The 23094-nt window shown below is 61.5% G+C and carries 20 protein-coding genes and 1 pseudogene; 11 read left to right on the forward strand and 10 right to left on the reverse strand.

What is annotated here, in order from left to right:
- Together ABIE16_RS07915 and ABIE16_RS07920 are read right to left on the reverse strand one after the other, a co-directional pair.
- Positions 1 to 605 (reverse strand): annotated as a pseudogene (locus ABIE16_RS07915) (copper oxidase); the annotation flags it as partial.
- A 412-nt stretch (positions 606 to 1017) separates the two neighbouring features.
- On the reverse strand, positions 1018 to 2091 hold the full coding sequence (locus tag ABIE16_RS07920; protein WP_349733835.1) for a sensor domain-containing diguanylate cyclase: 1074 nt from the start codon (positions 2089 to 2091) through the stop codon (positions 1018 to 1020).
- A gap of 173 nt (positions 2092 to 2264) precedes the next feature.
- Between ABIE16_RS07920 and ABIE16_RS07925 the strand changes: the two genes are divergently transcribed.
- Complete coding sequence (locus ABIE16_RS07925; protein ID WP_349733837.1) at positions 2265 to 2603, forward strand: FKBP-type peptidyl-prolyl cis-trans isomerase; 339 nt, start codon at positions 2265 to 2267, stop codon at positions 2601 to 2603.
- Positions 2604 to 2606: 3 nt separating this feature from the next.
- On the opposite strand, the gene ABIE16_RS07930 is transcribed toward ABIE16_RS07925, so the two are convergent.
- Positions 2607 to 3638 (reverse strand): D-cysteine desulfhydrase family protein, encoded by a 1032-nt coding sequence (locus ABIE16_RS07930; RefSeq protein WP_429520838.1) that lies wholly within the window; start codon positions 3636 to 3638, stop codon positions 2607 to 2609.
- A 261-nt stretch (positions 3639 to 3899) separates the two neighbouring features.
- On the opposite strand from ABIE16_RS07930, the gene ABIE16_RS07935 reads away from it, so the two are divergent.
- Positions 3900 to 4175: a metal/formaldehyde-sensitive transcriptional repressor gene (locus ABIE16_RS07935; RefSeq protein WP_057715220.1), complete on the forward strand. Its 276-nt coding sequence runs from the start codon at positions 3900 to 3902 to the stop codon at positions 4173 to 4175.
- Between the two features lie 13 nt (positions 4176 to 4188).
- Complete coding sequence (dmeF, locus tag ABIE16_RS07940; RefSeq protein ID WP_429520839.1) at positions 4189 to 5133, forward strand: CDF family Co(II)/Ni(II) efflux transporter DmeF; 945 nt, start codon at positions 4189 to 4191, stop codon at positions 5131 to 5133.
- An 11-nt stretch (positions 5134 to 5144) separates the two neighbouring features.
- Here dmeF and ABIE16_RS07945 read toward each other — a convergent pair whose 3' ends face one another.
- Entirely contained in the window at positions 5145 to 6254 is a 1110-nt protein-coding gene (locus ABIE16_RS07945) for a cytochrome P450 (RefSeq protein WP_429520840.1), read from the reverse strand.
- 78 nt (positions 6255 to 6332) lie between these two features.
- Between ABIE16_RS07945 and ABIE16_RS07950 the strand changes: the two genes are divergently transcribed.
- Positions 6333 to 7097 carry an ArsR/SmtB family transcription factor gene (locus ABIE16_RS07950; protein ID WP_429520841.1) on the forward strand — a complete coding sequence of 255 codons (765 nt, stop codon included), beginning with the start codon at positions 6333 to 6335 and terminating at the stop codon, positions 7095 to 7097.
- A gap of 160 nt (positions 7098 to 7257) precedes the next feature.
- On the opposite strand, the gene ABIE16_RS07955 is transcribed toward ABIE16_RS07950, so the two are convergent.
- The 5 genes from ABIE16_RS07955 to ABIE16_RS07975 all read right to left on the reverse strand — a co-directional run bounded on the left by ABIE16_RS07955 (position 7258) and on the right by ABIE16_RS07975 (position 13445).
- On the reverse strand, positions 7258 to 8277 hold the full coding sequence (locus ABIE16_RS07955) for a branched-chain amino acid aminotransferase (protein ID WP_090454954.1): 1020 nt from the start codon (positions 8275 to 8277) through the stop codon (positions 7258 to 7260).
- Between the two features lie 208 nt (positions 8278 to 8485).
- The gene (gene lpdA, locus ABIE16_RS07960) at positions 8486 to 9868 is read right to left on the reverse strand and encodes a dihydrolipoyl dehydrogenase (protein ID WP_223502125.1); all 1383 of its coding nucleotides are present in this window, start codon (positions 9866 to 9868) and stop codon (positions 8486 to 8488) included.
- Positions 9869 to 9871: 3 nt separating this feature from the next.
- A complete protein-coding gene (locus ABIE16_RS07965) occupies positions 9872 to 11149 on the reverse strand; it encodes a dihydrolipoamide acetyltransferase family protein (protein ID WP_429520842.1) in 1278 nt (425 codons plus the stop codon).
- Entirely contained in the window at positions 11150 to 12208 is a 1059-nt protein-coding gene (locus ABIE16_RS07970; protein WP_154908888.1) for an alpha-ketoacid dehydrogenase subunit beta, read from the reverse strand.
- 1 nt (position 12209) lies between these two features.
- Complete coding sequence (locus ABIE16_RS07975) at positions 12210 to 13445, reverse strand: 3-methyl-2-oxobutanoate dehydrogenase (2-methylpropanoyl-transferring) subunit alpha (protein WP_154860167.1); 1236 nt, start codon at positions 13443 to 13445, stop codon at positions 12210 to 12212.
- Positions 13446 to 13630: 185 nt separating this feature from the next.
- Between ABIE16_RS07975 and bkdR the strand changes: the two genes are divergently transcribed.
- Positions 13631 to 14119, forward strand: a complete 489-nt coding sequence (gene bkdR / locus ABIE16_RS07980; RefSeq protein ID WP_007976593.1) for a Bkd operon transcriptional regulator BkdR — start codon at positions 13631 to 13633, stop codon at positions 14117 to 14119.
- A 128-nt stretch (positions 14120 to 14247) separates the two neighbouring features.
- On the opposite strand, the gene ABIE16_RS07985 is transcribed toward bkdR, so the two are convergent.
- Entirely contained in the window at positions 14248 to 15111 is an 864-nt protein-coding gene (locus ABIE16_RS07985) for an MBL fold metallo-hydrolase (RefSeq protein ID WP_429520843.1), read from the reverse strand.
- A 118-nt stretch (positions 15112 to 15229) separates the two neighbouring features.
- Between ABIE16_RS07985 and ABIE16_RS07990 the strand changes: the two genes are divergently transcribed.
- The 6 genes from ABIE16_RS07990 (at position 15230) to nahK (ending at position 23071) form a co-directional block, all read left to right on the forward strand.
- On the forward strand, positions 15230 to 15571 hold the full coding sequence (locus ABIE16_RS07990) for an ArsR/SmtB family transcription factor (protein ID WP_007976596.1): 342 nt from the start codon (positions 15230 to 15232) through the stop codon (positions 15569 to 15571).
- A gap of 164 nt (positions 15572 to 15735) precedes the next feature.
- On the forward strand, positions 15736 to 16980 hold the full coding sequence (locus ABIE16_RS07995; protein WP_429520844.1) for an FAD/NAD(P)-binding oxidoreductase: 1245 nt from the start codon (positions 15736 to 15738) through the stop codon (positions 16978 to 16980).
- Positions 16981 to 16989: 9 nt separating this feature from the next.
- Positions 16990 to 17796 carry a sulfite exporter TauE/SafE family protein gene (locus ABIE16_RS08000; RefSeq protein WP_090454959.1) on the forward strand — a complete coding sequence of 269 codons (807 nt, stop codon included), beginning with the start codon at positions 16990 to 16992 and terminating at the stop codon, positions 17794 to 17796.
- 209 nt (positions 17797 to 18005) lie between these two features.
- On the forward strand, positions 18006 to 19190 hold the full coding sequence (locus ABIE16_RS08005) for a porin (protein WP_407516691.1): 1185 nt from the start codon (positions 18006 to 18008) through the stop codon (positions 19188 to 19190).
- A 154-nt stretch (positions 19191 to 19344) separates the two neighbouring features.
- The gene (gene nosP, locus ABIE16_RS08010; protein WP_090454961.1) at positions 19345 to 20508 is read left to right on the forward strand and encodes a nitric oxide-sensing protein NosP; all 1164 of its coding nucleotides are present in this window, start codon (positions 19345 to 19347) and stop codon (positions 20506 to 20508) included.
- On the forward strand, positions 20438 to 23071 hold the full coding sequence (gene nahK / locus ABIE16_RS08015; RefSeq protein ID WP_429520845.1) for a hybrid sensor histidine kinase/response regulator NahK/ErcS': 2634 nt from the start codon (positions 20438 to 20440) through the stop codon (positions 23069 to 23071). Before nosP ends, nahK begins: the two co-directional genes overlap by 71 nt.
- Positions 23072 to 23094 lie beyond the last annotated feature (23 nt).

The following is a 23094-nucleotide window of genomic DNA, read 5'->3' on the forward strand; positions in this document are numbered from 1 at the left end:
TCGATCTGCGCTTTCCACGGGTTGCGGTCCAGCACGTTGGAATACTGCGCCGGAAACGGGTACAGCCCCGGCTGGCGCATGAAGGCTTCCAGCGCGGCGGCCGAAGGGCCGCTGCGGGCGATGTTGTTCGGGTCCTGCGTGGGCGCCGGACCGACGATCGGAACCGGGAAAGTCAGGGTGGGCGGCGGCAGTGTCGGGTCGAGTTTCTCCGTGCCGAATTCTTCGAACAGCAGCAGTTGCTGAGTGTACGGCTGGGCCCCGAACAACGGGCTGGGCTTGCCGTTGGTGGGGATTTTGAAGGATGTCTGCAGGCTTGGCGGCAGCACGTTGTCGGTCGTTGGCGTGGTGCGGGTGCCGTACACACCATTGGGCAAGGCGATGGAACCCTGGTTGGCGGGTGGCATGGCCTTTAGGGCATCCAGCGCGGCCTTGAAGTCGGTCGGCGGATTGGTATACGCCGAAGGATCTGTTGGCGGCGGCGGGCCGACATCGTCAAGCGGTGCTGCGTTGACCGGGGACAGACTGAAGGTGATCAACAGTACAGAGCCTGCGCCCGAAACCCTTAAGAAACGGAACGAATTGAACGACGATGCAATGATTTTCATGAGGTTCCCCTCGCGACATAGCGCAACGGCGAAACCCGCCATCCCCGGTTGGTGACAGCATCTGCCTGCGTTGCAAGGGGTTATGCAACCGTCGGGCCATGGATGAGGAAGATACTGAGTAATAAGTAAGTTGTTTCAAAATGTGTCTTTTTGGTGAAGTGTAGGGTGGGGATATTCCTCAAATTAGGTGGTAAACACCCGGTTGAGTGGGTGTAGTCCCCCATTTATGGGAGTAGCGGCCCTGTTTCACCAACCGGTAGGGACTGCTTGCTCTGGGGCGACATGGATTCACAAAGGACCCGGCGCACGGTTCTTGCTGGGGCGGATAGTGGAGCAGGGGCATCGATAGGTTAATTGCATTGTTGGTATGCATTGATGCGCTAAGTGGATCAATGCATTCAAGGACGAAGCGTTATTCGCTGTGTGCCCGCACCAGGCTCTCGGTGCCCAACCGATACTGATTGTTCCCGCTGCGCTTGGCCTCATACATCGCCAGGTCGGCAATGTGCAGCAAGCGATCGATGCTCGGCGCATGATCGGGGAACACGGCGACGCCGAGGCTGGTGCCGATGTGGCGCTGGTCGTTGCCGAGGGTGACGGGCGGGGAGAGTTCGACGAAGATTTTCTGGCAGATCGTGCGCGCTTCGTCTTGCAGGCTTTTGCCTTGGGGCAGGTCCTGGAGGATGACCACGAATTCGTCGCCGCCGATCCTGGCGACGGTGTCGGTGCCGTGCAGGATGCGCTTTAGCCGCGTGGCGGTCGTGACCAGCACGCGGTCGCCGGCCGCATGCCCATAGCGGTCGTTGATGGCCTTGAAGCCATTGAGGTCGACAAATACCAGCGCCACCCGCGTGGCACTGGTGCGCGCCAACTCCAGCGCTTCGGACAGGCGCTCTTCGAGCACCAGGCGATTGGGCAGGCCGGTCAACGGGTCGTAATGGGCCAGGTGCTTGAGGTAGTTGGCCGAGGCCTTTTCTTCGGTGATGTCGCGTACCACACCCATCATCTTGATCGTTTCGTCGTGGTCGTTCTTGACCACGTTGCCGGTTTCCCGCAGCCAGCGGATCGTTCCGTCGGGCCACACCACGCGGTATTCCTCATCATGGTTTTCACCGGTTTCCAGGCAACGCAGTTCGCCGGCCCGAACCCTGAGCCGGTCTTCCGGATGCACGCAGGAACAGAACAGGGCGTAAGAGGGCGTCACTTCGCCGATCTTGAAGCCGAACATGCCGAAAATGGCATCTGACCAATACAACCGGTCGGTGTCGACATCCCAATCCCAGGTGCCGATACGAGCGAAATACTGGCTGCGCTTGAAGCGCTCGGCGTCGTCATCCTTGTGGATGTTCTGGCCTTCGGACAGGCTATTGATGATCGCGCGATACTCCGCCAGTTGCTTTTGCAGATAGCGTTCGCGCCAAGCCAGCACGACGATCAGGCTGAGCGTCATTGAACCAAGGAGGACGCTGGTCCAGAGCAGGATCATTCGGGGATGGCCATCAGGGCGGAGAACCGTACGGGTAATTGTTGATTATTTTAGTTCAGCAAACCGCTTTAAACGTCGTGCGCGGAGGCGGCAATGGTTGCCAATCGAGGACAAATCTGGGAAAACGGCGCCCATCAGGCCCTTGAGGGCGAGTGAGCATACGAGTGAAATCAATGAATGACGAGCTTCAGGTAATCGATCTTCAGGTGGGTGACGGAAAAGCCGTCGTAAAAGGCGCACTGATCACCACCCAGTACCGTGGCTGGCTGGAGGACGGGACCGAATTCGACTCTTCGTACAGTCGTGGCAAACCCTTCCAGTGCGTGATCGGCACCGGGCGGGTCATCAAGGGCTGGGACCAGGGCATCATGGGCATGCAGGTCGGCGGCAAGCGCAAGTTGCTGGTGCCGGCGCACCTGGCCTATGGCGAACGCACCATGGGCAAGATCACGCCGAACTCGAACCTGATCTTCGAAATCGAATTGCTGGAAGTGCTGACGCGGGATGATTGACCGTCAGGCCTGAAACGTTTCCCGGTACGCATACAGGCCGGGTGTTCCGCCGGTCATGATGAACAGCACATTGTCCCCGGGGACGAAGCGCCCTTGCTGCAGGTCGGCCAGCAACCCGGCAAACGCCTTGCCGGAGTACACCGGGTCGACCAACAGGCCTTCGGCCCGCGCCATCAGGCGTACCGCGTCCTGCATGGCGGCGGTTGGCAACCCATAGCCGGTACCCAGCTGGCTGCCGTCAATCGCCATCTCGTCAACCCGCACCTCGGCGCTACTGCCCAATAGCGCCAATGTTTCGCGGGTCAGTTGCAGGGTTCTCGCCGCTGATGAGTCCTGGTCGGACAACACCGAGAACGACTTGAGCACGGACATACCCCGGCCCAGCAACTGGAAACCCGCCGCGAGCCCGGCATGCGTGCCGGCGCTGCCATTGGGTACCACCACTTGATTGAACCTGAGTTGCAGTTCGGCCTCTTGTTGGGCGATCTCCGCTGCGCAGCGGGCATAACCGAGGCTGCCCAGGGGCGTCGAGCCACCGGTTGGCAGCACCATGACCTTGTGCCCGGAGTCTCGAAGCTGCGCCGCCCTGGCCTCGGCTTTGGCCAGTGAGTCGGTACCGCCGGCAAACACCTGCATCTGCGCGCCGAACAACTGGTCGAGCAGCACATTGCCGTTGAGCTCGTAATCCACCTCGGCCTTGGCCACGGCCCGGGTCAGGAACAGCTCGCAGGCGATGCCCAGCCGGGCGCACACTGCGGCGGTCAGGCGGGCATGATTGGACTGGATGCCGCCCACGGTAATGATCGTATCGATTCCGGCTTGCAGTGCTGCGCCGATGTGGAATTCAAGCTTGCGCAGCTTGTTGCCGCCCGCGCCGATCAACATATGGTCGTCGCGTTTGAGAAACAGGCCGATACCCTGCTTGTCGAGGCCCAGCAGCTGTTCGAGTCGCGCAGCCCGCTGAATGGGCGTGGGACCTTGCAGCAGGTCTGCCCGCGCAAAAACACTCAGTGACTTGTCCAGTTGGGTTTGCATCGATCGAACCTCGTTGTTCACCATGATCCTGGTGACTCTATGGAGAAAGGCCGGCGGGATAAACGCACTGCCCGTCATGACTGTTTTAACCCGGTGTAACTAATCCAGCCGGGCAGCAGGGGGTGTTGAACCCAAACGTTCAGTGGCCAACCGGCCGGCGAAAATCGATATCACGCCAAACCGACCATCATCGGGTTGTGCCTTGCCAGGCTCCGCACTATCGGCGACCATAGATTCCATATAGGGGTAGGGGGTATAGGTATGGCACACATTCACGAACACAAGGATGACTTGATCAAGCGGGTGCGGCGGATTGCCGGGCAGGTGGAAGCCGTGGAGCGAGCGCTTGAGTCCGATGCCGATTGCGCCAAGACCCTGCATCTGGTGGCCGCCATCCGGGGCGCGGTCAATGGTCTGCTGGAGCAGTTCATCGACGCCCATGCCCGCGAGCACGTGGCCCATCCGGACCTGAGCGATGAAGATCGCGCCCAGGGCGTGGAAGACCTGTTGCTGGCCATCCGTCGTTATGCCAAATAGAGGCCTGAATTCCATGACACTGACACCCCAGGCTTCGCGCTTTTCTCACGACCATGTTTTTCTCGGCGCATCCCATGATGAAAACGCCCGACGCACCTTATGGGTGGTGGCGCTGACGTTTGTGATGATGATTGGCGAAATTGCCGCCGGTTACATCACCGGTTCCATGGCGCTGCTGGCCGATGGTTTTCACATGGCCACCCATGCCGGGGCCTTGGGCATCGCGGCGGCGGCCTATGGGTTTGCACGGCGCAATGCCAACAACGCGCGTTACAGCTTCGGCACCGGCAAGGTCGGGGATCTCGCGGGTTTTGCCTCGGCCATGGTGCTGGGGCTGGTGGCTCTCGGCATTGCCGGTGAATCCGTTTATCGCCTGTTTCAGCCAACGACCGTGGCATTCACCGAAGCGACGGTGATTGCGGTGGTGGGGCTGGCGGTGAACATCGCCAGTGCCTTTTTGCTGGCGGGCGACCACGGCCATCATGGCCACGACCATGGCCACGACCATGGCCACAGCCATGAGCACGGCCATCATCACCATCACGACAACAACCTGCGCTCGGCCTATGTCCATGTGCTGGCCGATGCCTTGACTTCAGTGCTGGCGATCGCCGCATTGCTGGCGGGGCGCTATCTGGGATGGGTGTGGTTGGACCCGGTGATGGGCATTGTGGGCGCCATCGTGATCGCGAAATGGGCTGTTGGATTGATGCGTGACAGCGCAGCGGTGTTGCTCGATGTCACGGATACACACGTCGCCGACGAGATTCGTGAACTGCTGGAGTCGTCGGACGATGTGCGCATCAGCGATCTGCATGTCTGGCAGGTCGGCCCCCAGGCACGGGCCGCGATTGTCAGCGTTGTGGCGGCGGCCAATGTCAGTGCCGACACCATTCGCGAACGCCTGGCGCCGGTCCATGAACTGTCTCACCTGACCGTCGAACTCCGCGTTGCTTGAACGGCTTCCGGTCATTCACGGAACAGTGGAATCCGTCCATTCGTGGAGGGGCGGTATTCCCGCTTCAGAGGGTCAAGTACCGGCCTCATCGCCAGAAGCTGCTTGAGCGTGGCGCCTGCAATGCTCAACGCCAGGCGTTGCCCCGGACATTGATGGCGCCCCGCGCCGAAGGTGAAGCTGCGCCGGTTCGGGCGGTCGAGCAGGAAGGTGTCGGGGTTGTCGTTGAGCTGGGGGTCGCGATTGGCCGAGGCCAGCAGCACCAGGATCACGTCTGCGGCGTTCAGCCTCACCCCGTCAATTTCGCAGGGGGCGGCGACGAAGCGGCGGGTGTTCTGTACCGGCGGGTCGAAGCGCTGTACTTCGGCCAGCAGGTCTTCGACCGGGGGAGATTCGCTGCGCAACGACGGATGTTGAATCAATGCCAGCACGGCGTTGCCGATCAGCCCGGCAGTGGCCTCGAAGGTCTGGGAGAACAGGCCGATCAGGTTGGCGATCAGGGTTTGCGGCGCGCCGCAGGCGAAGCGCCGGCCGATACCTGCAAGCAAAGGGCTGTGGTTGTACGGATCGTCGAGCAATTCGATGAAATAACCGCTCAATTGTTCGGCGGCAGCATGAGCTGCGGTCAATTGTGCCGCGTTACTCAAGGGCGACAGGCAAGCGACGAAATCCGCCGTCAACTCACTGATGGCGCGGCCCTGAGCCGGGGTGAACCCCAGCAACGCCGCCACCACGCAAACCGGTCCGCGAAACATGGCGTTGTACAGGCCAGCGGCATCGGCGGTCATCAATCGGGCGCTGACCAGGGCCTCGACTTCCCGCGCATCGATCAACTCCAGCCCTGGCGCAATCGCCGACCGTGGGCAACGCTGGCGTTCACCTTCATTCATGCGCATCAATTGGCCGAACACCTGGCCGGCCATGCCGTCGGCGATCGCCTTGGGGACTGGCTCCTGCGCGGGTCGAACGTGGCAATCGGGATGCGCCAGCACGGCGGCCACCGCCCGGGCGCTGCTGGCCACCCACATGTTCAGCCCCGGATGAAAAGCCAGCCCACCTTCGGCACGCAGTTGTGCGTAGTAGGGATAAGGATCGGCATGGGTCGCAGCGATGATCGGGTCCATGGGCACAGCCTTTTGTTGTTGGAAAGTGTTGCTACTATCTCCAGTCCGAAAGGGCATTGATTCGTCCGGGAGCGAAATATGAGCGCAGAACAACACGACATTGGCGTCTCGCAGGTGGCGGCAGCCATCGCTGAGCCGGCGCGGACGAAAATCCTCTGTTCGCTGATGGACGGCCATGCCCGCACCAGCACCGAACTGGCGGCGGTGGCCGAAGTCAGCGCGTCGACCGCCAGTGCCCACCTGGCCAAGCTCAAGGAGCTGGCGCTGGTGCGGCTGCACGTTCAGGGGCGTCATCGCTATTACAGCCTGGCGGACAAGCGCGTAGCCCAAGCCCTGGAGGCACTGATGGTGATCGGCCAGAACACCGCGCCGAGCTTCCGGGCACGGACCCCGGATCGCCTGCAATTTGCCCGCACCTGCTACGACCACATGGCGGGAACCCTGGCCGTGCTGCTGCATGACCGGATGCTTGAAGCGGGCTGGCTTGAGGAAACCGACGAACAGGCCTATCGCTTGAGCGACAGCGGTACGGCAATGTTTCAAGGGCTCGGGATCGAGACGCAGGACTTGAGCACCTTGCGCCGTCGTTTCGCCTGCCCGTGCCTGGACTGGAGCATGCGTCGGCCACATCTGGGTGGGTCGCTGGGTGCGGCGTTGCTGCAAACGGCGCTCAAGCGCAAGTGGGTGACCCAGGATCTGGACAGTCGGGCGTTGGCGTTGACGGCGTTGGGGCGCAAGGAGTTTGGAAGGCGGTTTGGAATCGGGTTGCCGTTGGTGGTTGAGGGTAATGTCAAAGTTTTGCAAATTGCGGCAGGTTCGGTGGAGTTCGGGAACATTCGCTGACTGACGAACGTGTATTCCGGTTGTTTCTGTGTTGAATGCACTGCCGTCATCGCGAGCAAGCTCGCTCCCACAGGGGGAGTGGTGGACTCGTCAGTACTATGCAAACAAAAAGCCCCCCATCGGTCACCCGATGGGGGGCTTTTGTGCATCTGGCGTCAGGTCAAACCTTGACGATCCAGCCCGCTGGCGCTTCGATGTCGCCGGTTTGCACGCCGGTCAGCTCTTTGTAGAGCTTCTGGGTGATCGGGCCGACTTCGGTTTCGCTGTGGAACACGTGCAGGTGGTCGTTGTAGTTGATGCCGCCGATCGGCGTGATCACCGCCGCAGTACCGCAAGCACCGGCTTCCTTGAAGTCCGCCAGCTTGTCGATGAACACGTCGCCTTCGACCACGTCCAGACCCAGGCGGGACCTGGCCAGTTCGATCAGCGACAGACGGGTAATGCCCGGCAGTACCGATGGCGAGTTCGGGGTCACGAACTTGTTATCGTGGGTGATCCCGAAGAAGTTGGCCGAACCGACTTCCTCGATCTTGGTATGAGTCAGTGGGTCCAGGTAGATGCAGTCGGCGAAATGCGCCTTCTTGGCCTGGGAGCCCGGCATCAGGCTGGCGGCGTAGTTGCCACCGACCTTGGCGGCGCCGGTGCCTTGTGGCGCGGCGCGGTCGTAGCTGGAGATCAGGAAGTTGTGCGGGGTCAGGCCGCCCTTGAAGTAGGCGCCGACCGGGATCGCAAACACCGAGAAGATGAACTCCGGCGCGGTACGCACGCCGATGTTGTCACCCACGCCGATCACGAACGGACGCAGGTACAGCGCGCCGCCGGTGCCGTACGGCGGAATGAAACGTTCGTTGGCACGCACCACTTCCTTGCACGCTTCGATGAACTGCTCGGTGGACACGTGCGGCATCAGCAGGCGGGCGCAGCTGCGCTGCATGCGCGCGGCGTTCTGGTCCGGACGGAACAGGTTGATCGAGCCGTCCTTGCAACGATAGGCCTTCAGGCCTTCGAAGCATTGCTGGCCATAGTGAAGGGCAGTGGAGCCTTCGCTGATGTGCAGCACGTTGTCTTCGGTCAGGGTGCCTTTGTCCCACTCGCCATTGCGAAAGTACGACAGATAGCGCTTGTCGGTCTTGATGTAGTCAAAACCCAGCTTGTCCCAATTGATGCTTTCGTTACCCATGACACCCTCTATCACTGAACAACCGTCGAAACGGTTCAAGGCTTCTGACGTTTTTTGGATGGGGACAACAATACTTCATTCTTGGGCTGTTTCGCAGCCTGAAATACGTTCCTTGTAGGAGCGAGTTCGCTCGCGATGGACGTCAACGATAACGCGTCTCGTCTGAATGACCGCGTTGTCCTGACGTTTTTCGCGAGCGAGCTCGCTCCTACAGGTGCAATGCGTGGCCAAGGGCCCGCAACGCCGCTTCCTGCACCGCCTCACCCAGGGTCGGGTGTGCATGGATGGTGCCGCCGATGTCTTCCAGCCGCGCGCCCATCTCCAGGCTCTGGGCAAACGCCGTGGACAGCTCCGACACGCCGACGCCCACCGCCTGCCAGCCGACAATCACGTGATTATCCCGACGGGCGACCACCCGCACGAAGCCGCTTTTCGACTCCAGGGTCATCGCCCGGCCATTGGCGGCGAACGGGAAGCTCGACACGATGCAGTCCCAACCTGCGGCCTTGGCCTCGTCCGGGGTCTTGCCGACCACCACCAGTTCCGGGTCGGTGAAGCACACGGCGGCGATGGCGGTCGGGTTGAACTCGCGGGTTTTACCGCTGATCAGCTCGGCGACCATCTCGCCCTGGGCCATGGCCCGGTGGGCGAGCATCGGTTCGCCGCTCAGGTCACCGATGGCATACACGTTGCGCATGCTGGTCTGGCAGCGGTTGTCGATCTTGATCGAGGAACCGTTCATGTCCAGGTTCAGCGCTTCGAGGTTCCAGCCCTGGGTGTTCGGCTTGCGACCGACGGCCACCAGTACCTGGTCGGTTTCCAGGTTCAGGGTCTCGCCGTTCGGGGCAAGTGCTTGCAAGGTGTTGTTAGAAGAATCAAAGCCTTGCACGCTGTGTTTCAAGTAAAGCTTCACACCGAGTTTTTTCAGTTCGTCGTGCACCGGCTGAGTCAGTTCGGCGTCGTAGGCCGGCAGGATGCGTTCCTGCGCTTCCACCACGCTGACCTCGGCGCCGAGCTTGCGATAGGCAATGCCCAACTCCAGACCGATGTAGCCACCGCCGACCACAATCAAGCGCTTGGGCACGGATGTCGGCGCCAGGGCCTCGGTGGACGAGATGATCGGCCCGCCAATCGGCAGCATTGGCAGGTTCACGCTTTTGGAACCGGTGGCCAGCACCAGGTGTTCACACTGGATACGTGTGTCGCCAACTTCCACGGTTTTGCCGTCAACCACTTTGGCCCAGCCTTGAACGACCTGGACCTTGTTCTTTTTCAGCAGCGCCGCGACGCCGGTGGTCAGGCGATCGACGATGCCGTCTTTCCATTCCACGCTCTTGCCGATGTCCAGGGTGGGCGCCGAAACGCTGATGCCCAGGGCCGAATGCTGGCTGTGGTGTTGCGTTTGATGGAACTGCTCAGCGACGTGAATCAGTGCCTTGGACGGAATGCAGCCAATGTTCAGGCAAGTGCCGCCCAGGGATTGGCCTTCCACCAGGATGGTCGGGATGCCCAGTTGGCCGGCACGGATCGCCGTCACATAACCGCCGGGGCCGCCGCCGATGATCAGCAGCGTGGTATTGAGGGTCTGCATGACTTACTCCACAAACAAGGTCGCGGGTTGTTCGAGCAAGCCACGGATGGCCTGGATGAAGAGCGCCGCGTCCATGCCGTCGACCACGCGGTGATCGAAGGAGCTGGAGAGGTTCATCATCTTGCGGATCACGATCTGGCCTTTGATCACCATTGGCCGTTCGACGATCTTGTTCACGCCGACTATCGCGACTTCCGGCAGGTTCAGCACCGGGGTGCTGACGATGCCGCCCAAAGCCCCGAGGCTGGTCAGGGTGATGGTCGAGCCGGACAACTCGTCGCGGCTGGCCTTGCCGTTACGGGCGGCAGTGGCCAAACGAGAGATTTCAGCGGCGCTGTCCCACAGGCTACGGGCTTCGGCGTGACGCACCACCGGCACCATCAAACCGATATCCGCCTGGGTGGCGATGCCGACATGCACTGCGCCGAGGCGGGTGATGACCTGGGCTTCGTCGTCGTAGCGGGCGTTGATCTGCGGGAAATCACGCAGGGCGACGACCAGGGCGCGGACCAGGAACGGCAGCAAAGTCAGCTTGCCGCGAGTCGCGCCATGTTTTTCGTTGAGGTGCGCGCGCAGCTCTTCCACGGCGGTGACGTCGATTTCTTCGACATAACTGAAGTGGGCGGCGCGCTGGGTGGCGTCCTGCATGCGCTGGGCAATCTTGCGACGCATGCCGATCACCGGGATCTGCTGTTCATCGGTACGTTGGGCGTAAGCAGCCGCCACCGGTGCCGAAGCGTTCGACTGACCCTGGGCCAGGTAGGCGTCGAGGTCTTCATGCAGCACGCGGCCGGCGGGGCCGGTGCCACGCACCAGGCGCAATTGAATGCCGAGGTCCAGCGCATGCTTGCGCACGGCCGGGGAGGCCAGCGGACGCTCATCGGCCTCGCGAGCAACCATCGGGCCCTGGCATACGGCAGCTTTCGGCGCCGGGGCAGCGACCGGTTTGCTTTCAACCACGGTTTCGACTTTCGTTGCTGCAACCGGTGCTTCTTTAACAACAGGTGCCGGTTGCGTCGATTCCTTAACGTTGCCCGCGCCTTCGACTTCAATGCTGATCAGCACACTGCCAACCGCCATGACTTCGCCCGGCTGGCCACCGAGGGCAATGACCTTGCCATGCACCGGCGACGGGATATCCACCATCGCCTTGTCGGTCATCACATCGGCCAGCACCTGATCTTCGACGACCATGTCGCCGACCTTGACGTGCCATACCGACAATTCAACTTCTGCAATGCCTTCACCAATGTCCGGCATTTTAATGACGTGCGTGCCCATTCAGACCTCCATGACCCGTTTCAACGCCGCGCCCACTCGGGACGGCCCTGGGAAATACGCCCACTCTTGCGCGTGCGGGTAAGGGGTATCCCAACCGGTGACGCGTTCGATCGGCGCTTCCAGGTAGTGGAAGCAGTGCTCTTGCACCAGCGCCGTCAGTTCGGCGCCGAAGCCGCAAGTGCGGGTGGCTTCGTGAACGATCACGCAGCGACCGGTTTTCTTCACCGACTTGGTGATGGTTTCCAGGTCCAGCGGCCACAGGCTGCGCAGGTCGATGACTTCGGCATCCACGCCGCTTTCTTCAGCGGCCACTTGCGACACGTAGACGGTGGTGCCGTAGGTCAGCACCGTGACGTCCTTGCCCGGACGGGCGATAGCGGCAACGTCCAGCGGTACGGTGTAGTAACCGTCCGGAACCTGTGCGGCGGGGTGTTTCGACCACGGGGTAACCGGGCGTTCGTGGTGGCCGTCGAAAGGGCCGTTGTACAGCCGTTTCGGCTCCAGGAAGATCACCGGGTCATCATTTTCGATGGAGGCGATCAGCAGGCCTTTGGCGTCGTAGGGGTTGGACGGCATGACGGTGCGCAGACCGCATACCTGAGTGAAGAGTGCCTCGATGCTCTGGCTGTGGGTCTGGCCGCCGTAGATGCCGCCGCCGCAGGGCATGCGCAGGGTCATCGGCGCGGTGAACTCGCCGGCCGAGCGATAACGCAGGCGCGCGGCTTCGGAAATGATCTGGTCGTAGGCCGGGTAGACGTAGTCGGCGAACTGGATCTCCACCACCGGGCGCAGACCGTAGGCGCCCATGCCCACGGCGGTGCCGACGATACCGCTTTCAGAGATCGGCGCGTCGAATACTCGCGAGGTGCCGTACTTGGCTTGCAGGCCTTCGGTGCAACGGAACACGCCACCGAAGTAGCCCACGTCCTGGCCGAAGACCACGACGTTGTCGTCACGTTCAAGCATCACATCCATGGCCGAGCGCAGGGCCTGGATCATGGTCATGGTGGTCGTGGTCATGGCGGTTTCCAGCTCGATATGGTTGTTGTGATCGTTCATGTCAGATCCCCAACTCTTGACGCTGGCGCTTCAAGTGCTCCGGCATCTCTTTGTAGACGTCTTCGAACATGGTCGCGGCGCTCGGAATCTGGCCGCCGGCAAGGGTGCCGTACTGTTCGGCTTCTTTCTGTGCGGCGATCACTTGGGCTTCGAGCTCGGCGCTGACGGCGGTGTGTTCCTCTTCGGACCACTGGCCGATCTTGATCAGGTGCTGCTTGAGGCGCGCAATCGGATCGCCCAGCGGGAAGTGGCTCCAGTCATCGGCCGGACGGTATTTGGACGGATCATCGGAGGTCGAGTGCGGGCCGGCGCGGTAGGTGACCCACTCGATCATGGTCGGACCGAGATTACGGCGCGCACGTTCGGCAGCCCAGGCGGAAGCGGCGTAGACCGCGTAGAAATCGTTGCCGTCGACCCGCAGGGAGGCAATGCCGCAACCGACGCCACGACCGGCGAAGGTGGTGGCTTCACCACCGGCAATCGCCTGGAAGGTGGAGATCGCCCACTGGTTGTTGACCACGTTGAGGATCACCGGCGCGCGGTACACGTGGGCGAACGTCAGGGCGGTGTGGAAGTCCGACTCGGCGGTGGCGCCGTCGCCGATCCACGCCGAAGCGATTTTGGTGTCGCCCTTGATCGCCGAGGCCATGCCCCAGCCCACGGCTTGCACGAACTGGGTGGCGAGGTTGCCGGAGATGGTGAAGAAACCGGAGTCCTTGACCGAGTACATGATGGGCAACTGACGTCCCTTGAGCGGATCGCGCTCGTTGGACAGCAGCTGGCAGATCAGGTCGACCAGCGGTACGTCGCGGGCCATCAGGATGCTTTGCTGGCGGTAGGTCGGGAAGCACATGTCGTCGATGTTCAGGGCCAGGGCCTGGGCGCTGCCGATGGCTTCTTCGCCAAGGCTCTGCATGTAGAACGACATCTTTTTCTGACGCTGGGCGACCACCATGCGGTTGTCGTAGATGCGGGTCTTGAGCATGGCGCGCATGCCCTTGCGCAGGATCTCCACCGGTACGTTTTCGGCCCATGGGCCGAGGGCATTACCCTGGTCGTCGAGCACGCGGATCAGGCCACGGGCCAGGTCAGCCGTGTCAGCCGGTTCAACGTCGATTGGGGGTTTGCGCACCGTGCCGGCATCGGTCAGATGCAGGTAGGAGAAGTCGGTTTTACAGCCGGGACGGCCCGAGGGTTCGGGGACGTGCAGGCGCAGCGGTTCATACGCTTGGGTCATGGCTTCTACGCTCGATCTTGTGAATTTCTTGTAGTGAGCTGACAGATTTCGTTCGGTAGAAGAAATCTTGTCCTACAACAATCATAGGCCCGACCAAGAAGAATATTTCTCTCTGTTTCGTTGCGCTAAAGATCATTTGCAGATAAAAAACCTGCATAAACATAAAAAACAGGTGGTTTTGTCTCATGCGCAAACTGGACCGTACCGATATCGGCATTCTCAACAGCCTTCAGGAGAACGCGCGCATCACCAACGCCGACCTGGCGCGTTCGGTGAACCTGTCACCCACGCCGTGTTTCAACCGGGTCAAGGCCATGGAAGAACTGGGGGTGATTCGCGAGCAAGTGACGCTGCTGGATGCCGATCTGTTGGGGCTGCATGTGAATGTGTTCATTCACGTCAGCCTGGAGAAGCAGGTGGAGGAGGCGTTGCAGCATTTCGAAGAAGCGATTTCCGATCGCCCCGAGGTGATGGAGTGCTACCTGATGGCCGGCGATCCGGACTACCTGATCCGGGTGCTGGTGCCGACCATCCAGTCGCTGGAGCGCTTCATGATGGACTTTCTGACCAAGGTGCCGGGGGTGGCGAACATCCGTTCGAGCTTTGCGCTCAAGCAGGTGCGGTACAAGACCGCGCTGCCGTTGCCGGCCAATGGCCTGACTTTGGGCAACTGACACGATTACTCTGTAGGAGCGAGCTTGCTCGCGATGGACGTTAACGATAACGCGAGTCTTCTGGATAAACGCGTTGCCCTCAAGTCCATCGTCGGAACGCCGCCCGGAGCAAGCTCGCTCCTACAGGGTCAGAATTTGTTCAGAGGGATTTTCAGGTAGGTCACGCCGTTGTTCTCGGCCGGCGGCAAATTCCCCGCCCGCACATTCACCTGGATCGCCGGCAGCAACAGCGTCGGCATGCCCAGCCCTGCATCACGTCGTGTACGCATTTCCACGAACGCGGCTTCATCGATCCCGTCATGTACATGAATGTTGTTTTTGCGTTGTTCACCGACGGTGGTCATGCATTGGGGCGCGCGGCCATTGGGCGGGTAGTCGTGGCAGACGAACAGCCGCACGCTGGCGGGGAAGGCCAGCAGTTTGTGGATCGAGGCAAACATCTGGTTGGCATTGCCGCCCGGGAAATCGCAGCGGGCGGTGCCGACGTCGGGCATGAACATCGTGTCGCCCACCAGAATCACATCGCTGTCGACCAGGTAGGCCATGTCCGCCGGGGTATGGCCGGGCACGTGCAGGGCGGTCGCCTTGAGGTTGCCGATCATGAACGATTCGTTGGGGGCGAACAGGTGATCGAACTGGGAGCCGTCGACGCGAAAGGAGGGCTCCAGATTGAACAGCGTCTTGAACACGTCCTGGACCTTGCTGATCGACTCGCCAATGGCGATTTTGCCGCCAAGCTCTCTGCGCAGGTACGGCGCGGCGGACAGGTGATCGGCATGGGCGTGGGTTTCCAGCAGCCATTGCACTTGCAAGTGACGGGCGCGGACGAAGGCGATGATGTTGTCGGCCTGGGTGGTTGCGGTACGCCCGGAGGCTGCGTCGTAGTCGAGCACCGGATCGACAATCGCACACTGCCCGCCATCAGCCTCGTAGACCACGTAGCTGTAGGTCGAGGAGGCGGGGTCGAGGAAAGCTTCAATCAGTGCGGGCATGGACACGAACCTGTGCAGGGTTAGAAAAGTCAGACGGCGAAATTTCAGTCATGGGTTGCAACATTATATGTTTAAACATAATGTTTACAGCTTAAGTGACGTTGAAGGCATCCTGCAAATGCAATCCAGTCTGACCGAATGTGAAGTCGCCCAGCTGCGCGCCTCGGCCTCCAAGGCGTGTGCGCTGCTCAAGGCCCTGGCCAATGAGGATCGCCTGTTGATCCTGTGTCAGCTGACCCAGGGCGAACGCAACGTAGGCGAGCTGGAAAAAATGACCGGCGTGCGCCAACCGACCCTGTCCCAGCAATTGGGGATCCTGCGCGATGAAGGACTGGTCGCCACCCGTCGTGAAGGCAAGTACATTTTTTACGGTCTCGCCAGTCACGAAGTGATCCAGGTGATGAAAACCCTCTCCGGGCTTTATTGCGGGGCCGTGCTTAAAAGCTGGGTTCAACCTTGATCTTATTCAACACACCGAACCTGTGGGAGCGAGCTTGCTCGCGATGGGGCCGGCACATCCAACATTAATGGCGACTGACCTGACGCCATCGCGGGCAAGTCCGCTCCCACAGGTTTTGTGGTTTGACTCGTCACAATCCTTGCGTGCAGCAAAAGGAACAAGCAATGAACGATCAACACTGGGGCCCATCCATCAGTGCAGATATCGTGGTCATCGGCGGCGGCACGGCAGGCATCGGCTTTGTCGCCAGCCTGCTCAAGCGTAGCCCGCATCTGAACATCACCGTGATCGAACCCGACTCCCGGCACTACTATCAACCGGCCTGGACGCTGGTCGGCGGTGGTGCCTACAACGTGGAAAACACCGTGCGGCCCATGGCGTCGGTGATGCCGCGCGGGGCCCATTGGCTGCAGGCTGGCGTGACGGGCATCGATCCCGACAAGCTTCAACTCACCCTCGGTGACGGGCGTACGGTCGGCTATCAAAACCTGGTGGTCTGCCCCGGCCTGCGCCTGGCCTGGGAGAAAATCGAAGGCCTGGAGGACACCCTCGGCCAGCACGGCGTGACCTCCAATTACAGCTATCGGCACGCGACCTACACCTGGGACCAGGTGCAGAAATTACGCGGCGGCAAGGTGCTGTTCACCCAGCCGGCCATGCCGATCAAATGTGCCGGAGCGCCACAAAAGGCGCTGTACCTGTCCTGCGATCATTGGACCAAGAGCGGTGTGCTGAACAACATCGACGTCGAGTTCAATCTTGCGGGCGCGGCACTGTTCGGAGTGCCGACCTTTGTCCCGCCACTGATGAAGTACATCGAAAAGTACAAAGCCCGGTTGGCGTTCAATTCGAATCTGGTCAAGGTCGACGGCCCGGCGAAAACCGCGTGGTTCGACGTCAAGGATGCCGATGGCAATGTTACCCGCCAGGCAAAAACCTTTGACCTGCTGCATGTCGTGCCACCACAAGTCTCTCCGGACTTCATCGCCCAAAGTCCGCTGGCCGACGCTGCCGGCTGGTGCGAGGTCGATCCCCACACCCTTCAACATCCGCGCTATCCAGGCGTGTTCGCGCTGGGTGACATCTGCGGCACCACGAATGCAAAAACTGCTGCGGCGGTGCGCAAGCAGATCGTGGTGGTGGCCGAAAACCTGCTGGCCTTGCGCAAGCAGCAGCCGCTGCCGCTGAAGTACGACGGTTATGGCTCCTGTCCGCTGACGGTGGAGAAGGGCAAGGTGATCCTTGCCGAGTTCGGGTACGCGGGCAAGTTGCTGCCGACCTTTCCCCTTGACCCGACGATCCCGCGCCGCTCGGCGTGGTGGCTGAAGGCGACACTGCTACCGTGGTTCTACTGGAACGGTATGCTCAAGGGCCGCGAGTGGCTGACACGTGTGTCCAGGGTCGACTGAGAACTCCGTATGTTGCTGGCAAGTCTGTTTGGTGTAGTGATGGGGTTGGTGCTCGGCTTGACGGGCGCCGGTGGCGGTATCCTTGCGGTCCCGGCCCTGGTGTTGGGGTTGGGGTGGAGCATGACCCAGGCCGCTCCGGTGGCGTTGTTCGCGGTAGGCAGTGCGGCAGCGGTCGGTGCCATCGACGGCTTGCGCCATGGCCTGGTGCGTTATCGCGCAGCGCTGCTGATCGCGGCATTGGGTGCGGTGTTTTCGCCGATAGGCATCTACTTTGCCCACCAGTTGCCGGAAAAAATCCTGATGATCCTGTTCAGCCTGCTGATGGTCATGGTGGCCGGGCGGATGTTGCGCCGCGAGCGCAAGGACGAGGGTCCCAGCGACCATGGTCAGGCCAACTGGGGCCAGAAGAACTGCATGCTCGATCAACAGACCGGGCGCTTTTCCTGGACCGCCAAATGCACCGCGACCCTCGCCGCGCTCGGGGCAGTAACCGGCGTGGTCTCTGGATTGCTGGGGGTGGGCGGCGGCTTTCTGATTGTCCCGGCCTTCAAGCAACTGACCGACGTGCAGATGCGCGGGATCATCGCCACGTCGCTGATGGTGATCAGCCTGATTTCCGGCATCGGCGTGATCGGCGCGTTCCATGCCGGGGTGCGCATCGACGATTCGGGCATTGCCTTCATCGTCTCCAGCATCGTCGGCATGATCATCGGCCGCAAGCTCTGCGCCCGGGTGCCGGCGCGGGCGTTGCAGGTCGGATTCGCCAGCATCTGCGTCGTGGTCGCCGCCTACATGCTGTTCAGGGCTAACGCCTGACCGGTACCGGTTCCTGTGGACGCCAGTGGGGTCCACAGGCCTACACCCTTAGTGGCGAGCCTCACTGACACACGGTCTTACACCGTAGTGGTCACACACCGCCAGCCAATCCAAAGCACCTGAAAACCAGCCCCAAGGCAGCGTATGGCGCCGCCCGTCAGGTTTCGATAATCGCCTCCGACACTCAGTCCCCCGTTTCGGAGCGCGCCATGCACAACAATAAGAACGTCACGCATCGTTTTCTGCCTGCCTTCATCGCCGGCCTGTCCGCCCTTGGCCTGAGCCCGCTGGCCGAGGCGGATATCATGCTGTACGACAAGGACCAGACCACGTTCTCCACCGACGGCTACATCAACGCCTTCTACGTGAACAGCGATGTCGATCGCGCCGGCGATCAGTTCGACCGTCGACAGTCGCGGGTCAAGATGGGGTTCCTGCCCAACTACCTGGGGTTCAACATGGGCAAGCAGGTAGACGACCTCAAGCTCGGCGCCCGTGCCTCGTTCTGGGTCACCATCAACGACAGCGAAACCAACGGCACCGACACCGCCATCGATGTGCGGCAGTTCTTCGGCACCGTGGCCAACCCGGAGTGGGGCGAGGTGCTGATCGGCAAGGACTTCGGGCTGTTCGCCCGTTCCAACATCCTGCTCGACGAAATGCTCGCCGGTTACGGTCAGGTCAGCGATACGTTGGGGCTGGTGGATGGCGGCGGGGTGTCGTTCGGCAACATCGGCACCGGTTATCCGTATCCGTTCCCGACCTCGCAGATAACCTATCGCACCCCGGTGATGGACGGTCTGCGCGTGGCGGTCGGCATCATGGACCCGGTGGACACCAACGACAGCAGCCCGACGGGCAAGGCCTATCAGGAAAACCCGCGTACCGAAAGCGAAGTCACCTATCAATTCGACCTGGCCGGGGCAAAGATCTACAGCTGGGTCAACGGCAGCTACCAGACCTCGGACAACACTGATTCCACGGTCGAGACCGTCACCTCCAAGGGTGTCGGTTATGGCGTGCAGGCGAAGATGGGCGGCTTGTCCCTCACCGGCTCCGGTTTCCAGGCCAAGGGCATCAACCCGTTTTTCACCAACAATGCCGGCGAGCCGACCCTGCGCAATGTCGACAGCGACGGCTACCTGATGCAGGGCTCCTACAAACTGGGCAAGAACCGCCTGGCCTTGTCCTACGGCAAGACCAATGACGATGGCAACGGCGTGGTCGGCAGCGGCGCGGACTACGAGACCCGCGGCATCGCGTTGTTCCATGACGTGAACGACAACCTCAAGCTGGTGGCCGAGTACAACCAGTTTGAAATCAATGGCCACGACACCGATGAACAGAACGAAGACACCGACACCTTTGCCGTGGGTGCGGTGCTGACCTGGTAACCCCGGGAGGTGGCCCTGGCCGTGCGCATCGCGGCGAGGGTCGCCAACCGTCTCATCCCATCGAAGCGGCTACCCGCTACCCAAGTAGCATTCGTCGCACCTCACAGACTTCGTACACTCGTGCCTCATACACACGCACCTGCCGGAGGTGACGATGCAGTCGGTCCAGAACGAAGGAATCGTCAGTGCGATGTCCCAGGCCACCGATGCCCGGCAGGTCGCGCAGGAACTGGCACGACAGTTGTTGCACCCGCACCTGGGGTTCGTGCTGTTCTTCTGTTCCGCCGAGTACGACTTGCAGGCGCTGGGCCAGGCCTTGCAGCAAAGCTTCGGCGGCATTCGCCTGGCGGGCTGCACCAGCGCCGGGGAAATCACCCCGCTGGGCTACGGACGCAATTGCGTGACGGCGGTGGGTTTCGATCATCGGCACTTTTCCATCGCGATCGAGCTGATCGACCAGATGGAGCACTTCAGCCTGATCGACGCCCAGCAAATGGTCGAGCGCCTGGTCAGTGGCTGTCGCAGCAACACCCTGGCCCCGATCAAGGGCAACAGCTTTGCCCTGACCTTGCTCGATGGCCTGTCCAGCCGTGAAGAAATGGTCCTGGCGGCCTTGAGCGCGGCATTGGGCGACATTCCGCATTTCGGCGGCTCGGCCGGCGACGATAACTACCTGACCCATACCCATGTGTACTTCGATGGCGAGTTCCACAGCGGCGCGGCCGTGGTGGTGCTGGTCAATACCTGGCTGGATTTCGAAGTGTTCACCACCCACCACGTGCTGCCCCGCGCCGAAAAGCTGGTGGTCACCGGGGCCGACAGCACTTTGCGCCGGGTCTTCGAACTCAATGCCGAGCCGGCCGCCGCCGAGTACGCCCGGCACATCGGCGTGCCGGTGGCGCAACTCGATCACCGGGTCTTCGCCGCGCACCCGTTGGCAGTGCGGATCAATCAGCAGTACTACGTGCGGGCCATCCAGCAGGTGCATCCGGACCTGAGCCTGAGTTTCTACTGCGCCGTGGAAAACGGCATCGTCCTCACCGCCATGACTCCGGGGCCGATGCTGCCGAACCTGCAAAGCCTGTTCGAGGGTTTGCAGGAGCGCCTGGGTGATTTGCTGCTGACCATCGGTTGCGACTGTTTCCTGCGGCGTCTGGAACTCGAAGACGACGGCAGTCTTGATCAGATCGGCACGTTTTTGCGTGAGCAACGGGTGATGGGTTTCAACACCTATGGAGAACAGTTCAATGGCATGCACATCAACCAGACCTTCACCGGCGTTGCCATTGCCCGTGGCCGTGCCCCAGGACATCGCTGAGCTGCAGGCCGAGCTGGCCAGGCTGCGCCTGGAAAACCATAAACTGCAGCGCATCAATGGTGCGCTGATCGAACGGGTCGAGTCCGGGGTGACCCGCGGCAACGATCCGTACGCGGCATTCCAGCATTCGGTGGTGCTGGCCGAGCAGGTGCGCGAACGCACCGATGCCCTGAACCAGGCCATGGCCGAACTCAAGGCCGGTAATCATTTGCTCAGCGAAGCCCGCCTGCGCGCGGAAACGGCGCATCAACACCTGATCGATGCCATTGAAAGCATTTCCGACGCCTTCGTCCTGTTCGACGCCGAGCAGCGCATCGTGCTGTTCAACAGTCGCTTCAAGGCGTTCTGGAGCAACAGTCGGGTGCGGATCAATGCCGGCATGCGCCTGACCGAGGTCAAGCGGCTGATGATGAACAACGGCCTGTTCACCGAAGAGCCACGCGGGCATGCCGACGAAAACCTGCTTTACCGCCTGCAGAACGGGCGCTGGCTGCAAGTCAGCGAGCGGCCGACCCAGGAAGGGGGGCGGGTGATTCTGTTCACCGACATTACCGACGTCAAACTCAGCGAAACCGTACGCCGGGAACAGGCGGTGGCGCAGAAGTCGCATCTGCTTCAACGGGCGGTCGACAACCTGTCCCAAGGGGTGGCGATGGTCAGCGCCGAGGGCATTCTGGAGTTGTGGAACCGGCGTTTCCTGGAGTTGAGCGGCCTGGCGCCCGTGGCGGCCCATCGCCCGTTTGCCGAAGTAATCGCCGACAGCGAGTTGAACCTGCTGACCCCGGCCAGTCGCGATGGCAACGGACGACCGGTACGCGAATGCGAACAGCGCCTGTACGATGGCCGGGTCCTGGAAATCCGCACCCATGCATTGCCCGCCGGCGGTTTCGTCAACACCTTCACCGACATTACCGAACGCTACCAGCACGCCGAGGCGCTGAGTGAAAGCGAACACTGGATTCGCCTGATCACCGATCACGTACCTGCATTGATTGCCTACCTCAATGCCGATCTGGTCTACGAGTTCACCAACAAGGTCTACGAAGAATGGTACTGCTGGCCCCGCGGCGTGATGCTCGGCCAGAGCCTGCGCGAAGTGCACAGCGAACAGCATTACCAGCGGCTGGAGTCCTACGTGGCCAGGGCGCTGGCGGGCGAGAGCGTGACGTTCGAATTCGCCGAAACCAACGTCAACAATCAGGAGCGCTACATGCTGCGCTCCTATGTGCCCAACCGTCTGGCCAGTGGCGAGGTGGTGGGGATTTTCGTGCTGATCCGCGACATTACCGAACGCCGGCGCACCGCCGAGGCGTTGCACCAGGCTTATCAGAACCTTGAGCTGCGGGTACGCGAGCGCACGGCGGAATTGACTACCCTCAATGACCAACTGCTGCGCGAGATCGATGAGCGTCGCCTGGTCGAGTCACGCTTGCGCGAGGCCAAGCAGGAAGCCGAGCAGGCCAACCTGTCGAAGACCAAGTTCCTCGCCGCCGTCAGCCATGACCTGCTGCAACCGTTGAATGCCGCTCGGCTGTTTACCAGTGCCTTGCTGGAGCGGCGCGAGCCGATGTCTAGCGAAATTCTGGTGCGCAACGTGAGCAATTCCCTGGAAGACGTGGAGAACCTGCTCGGCACCCTGGTGGATATTTCCAAGCTCGATGCGGGGGTGATCAAAGCCGACATTGCGCCGTTCGCCCTCAGTGAACTGCTGGACAACCTGGCCGCCGAATACACCCAGGTGGCGCGCAGTGAAGGCCTGCAACTGCACTTCATCGGCTGTTCGGCGCTGGTGCGCAGTGACATCCAGCTGCTCGCCCGGATTCTGCGCAACCTGCTGAGCAATGCGATTCGCTATACCTACAGTGGCCGCGTGGTGCTCGGGTGCCGGCGGCATCATCAGTGCCTGACGATCGAAGTCTGGGACAGCGGCATGGGTATCGCCGAGCATCGCCTGGAGGAGATTTTCCAGGAGTTCAAGCGCGGTGATGTGCAGCGACCCGATCAGGATCGCGGCCTGGGCCTGGGCCTGGCGATTGTCGAGAAGATTGCCGGCATCCTCGGGCATCGCATTCATGTGCGCTCATGGCCGGGACGGGGTTCGATGTTTTCGGTCGAAGTACCGTTGAGCGCCACCGCGCCGAAACCGCCGCCGACGTTGCAGATGAGCGAGCCGATGCTTGAGCGCCTGCGCGGTGCGCGGATATGGGTGCTGGACAATGACGCGACCATCTGTGCCGGCATGCGCACCTTGCTGGAGGGGTGGGGGTGTCGGGTGGTGACGGCGCTGTCGGAGGAGGACCTGGCGCGGCAAGTGGACAATTACCACGCCGAGGCCGACCTGCTGATTGCCGATTACCACCTGGACAACGATCGCAACGGTGTCGACGCCGTGGCCCGGATCAATGCCCGGCGCGCGTCACCGGTCCCGGCGATGATGATCACGGCCAACTACAGCAATGAACTCAAGCAGCAGATCCGCGAACTGGGCCACACCCTGATGCACAAGCCGGTGCGGCCGATGAAGCTGAAGACGGCGATGAGTCATTTGCTCGGCCGGCCTTGAGATCCCGGGGTTTTTGCCACCGC

The sequence above is a fragment of the Pseudomonas sp. 2725 genome, from assembly GCF_050434585.1.
In the GTDB taxonomy this organism is placed as follows: Bacteria; Pseudomonadota; Gammaproteobacteria; order Pseudomonadales; family Pseudomonadaceae; genus Aquipseudomonas; species Aquipseudomonas jessenii.

Excerpts from the sequence above, each read along its gene's own strand:
- ABIE16_RS07955 (WP_090454954.1), bottom strand. The coding sequence starts at position 8,277 with ATGGGTAACGAAAGCATCAATTGGGACAAGCTGGGTTTTGACTACATC.
- ABIE16_RS07935 (WP_057715220.1), top strand. The coding sequence starts at position 3,900 with ATGGCACACATTCACGAACACAAGGATGACTTGATCAAGCGGGTGCGG.
- dmeF (WP_429520839.1), top strand. The coding sequence starts at position 4,189 with ATGACACTGACACCCCAGGCTTCGCGCTTTTCTCACGACCATGTTTTT.
- ABIE16_RS07970 (WP_154908888.1), bottom strand. The coding sequence starts at position 12,208 with ATGAACGATCACAACAACCATATCGAGCTGGAAACCGCCATGACCACG.
- ABIE16_RS07990 (WP_007976596.1), top strand. The coding sequence starts at position 15,230 with ATGCAATCCAGTCTGACCGAATGTGAAGTCGCCCAGCTGCGCGCCTCG.
- ABIE16_RS07995 (WP_429520844.1), top strand. The coding sequence starts at position 15,736 with ATGAACGATCAACACTGGGGCCCATCCATCAGTGCAGATATCGTGGTC.
- ABIE16_RS07920 (WP_349733835.1), bottom strand. The coding sequence starts at position 2,091 with ATGATCCTGCTCTGGACCAGCGTCCTCCTTGGTTCAATGACGCTCAGC.
- ABIE16_RS07975 (WP_154860167.1), bottom strand. The coding sequence starts at position 13,445 with ATGACCCAAGCGTATGAACCGCTGCGCCTGCACGTCCCCGAACCCTCG.
- ABIE16_RS08005 (WP_407516691.1), top strand. The coding sequence starts at position 18,006 with ATGCACAACAATAAGAACGTCACGCATCGTTTTCTGCCTGCCTTCATC.
- bkdR (WP_007976593.1), top strand. The coding sequence starts at position 13,631 with ATGCGCAAACTGGACCGTACCGATATCGGCATTCTCAACAGCCTTCAG.
- ABIE16_RS08000 (WP_090454959.1), top strand. The coding sequence starts at position 16,990 with ATGTTGCTGGCAAGTCTGTTTGGTGTAGTGATGGGGTTGGTGCTCGGC.
- ABIE16_RS07950 (WP_429520841.1), top strand. The coding sequence starts at position 6,333 with ATGAGCGCAGAACAACACGACATTGGCGTCTCGCAGGTGGCGGCAGCC.
- ABIE16_RS07930 (WP_429520838.1), bottom strand. The coding sequence starts at position 3,638 with ATGCAAACCCAACTGGACAAGTCACTGAGTGTTTTTGCGCGGGCAGAC.
- ABIE16_RS07925 (WP_349733837.1), top strand. The coding sequence starts at position 2,265 with ATGAATGACGAGCTTCAGGTAATCGATCTTCAGGTGGGTGACGGAAAA.
- nosP (WP_090454961.1), top strand. The coding sequence starts at position 19,345 with ATGCAGTCGGTCCAGAACGAAGGAATCGTCAGTGCGATGTCCCAGGCC.
- ABIE16_RS07965 (WP_429520842.1), bottom strand. The coding sequence starts at position 11,149 with ATGGGCACGCACGTCATTAAAATGCCGGACATTGGTGAAGGCATTGCA.
- ABIE16_RS07945 (WP_429520840.1), bottom strand. The coding sequence starts at position 6,254 with ATGGACCCGATCATCGCTGCGACCCATGCCGATCCTTATCCCTACTAC.
- nahK (WP_429520845.1), top strand. The coding sequence starts at position 20,438 with ATGGCATGCACATCAACCAGACCTTCACCGGCGTTGCCATTGCCCGTG.
- lpdA (WP_223502125.1), bottom strand. The coding sequence starts at position 9,868 with ATGCAGACCCTCAATACCACGCTGCTGATCATCGGCGGCGGCCCCGGC.
- ABIE16_RS07985 (WP_429520843.1), bottom strand. The coding sequence starts at position 15,111 with ATGCCCGCACTGATTGAAGCTTTCCTCGACCCCGCCTCCTCGACCTAC.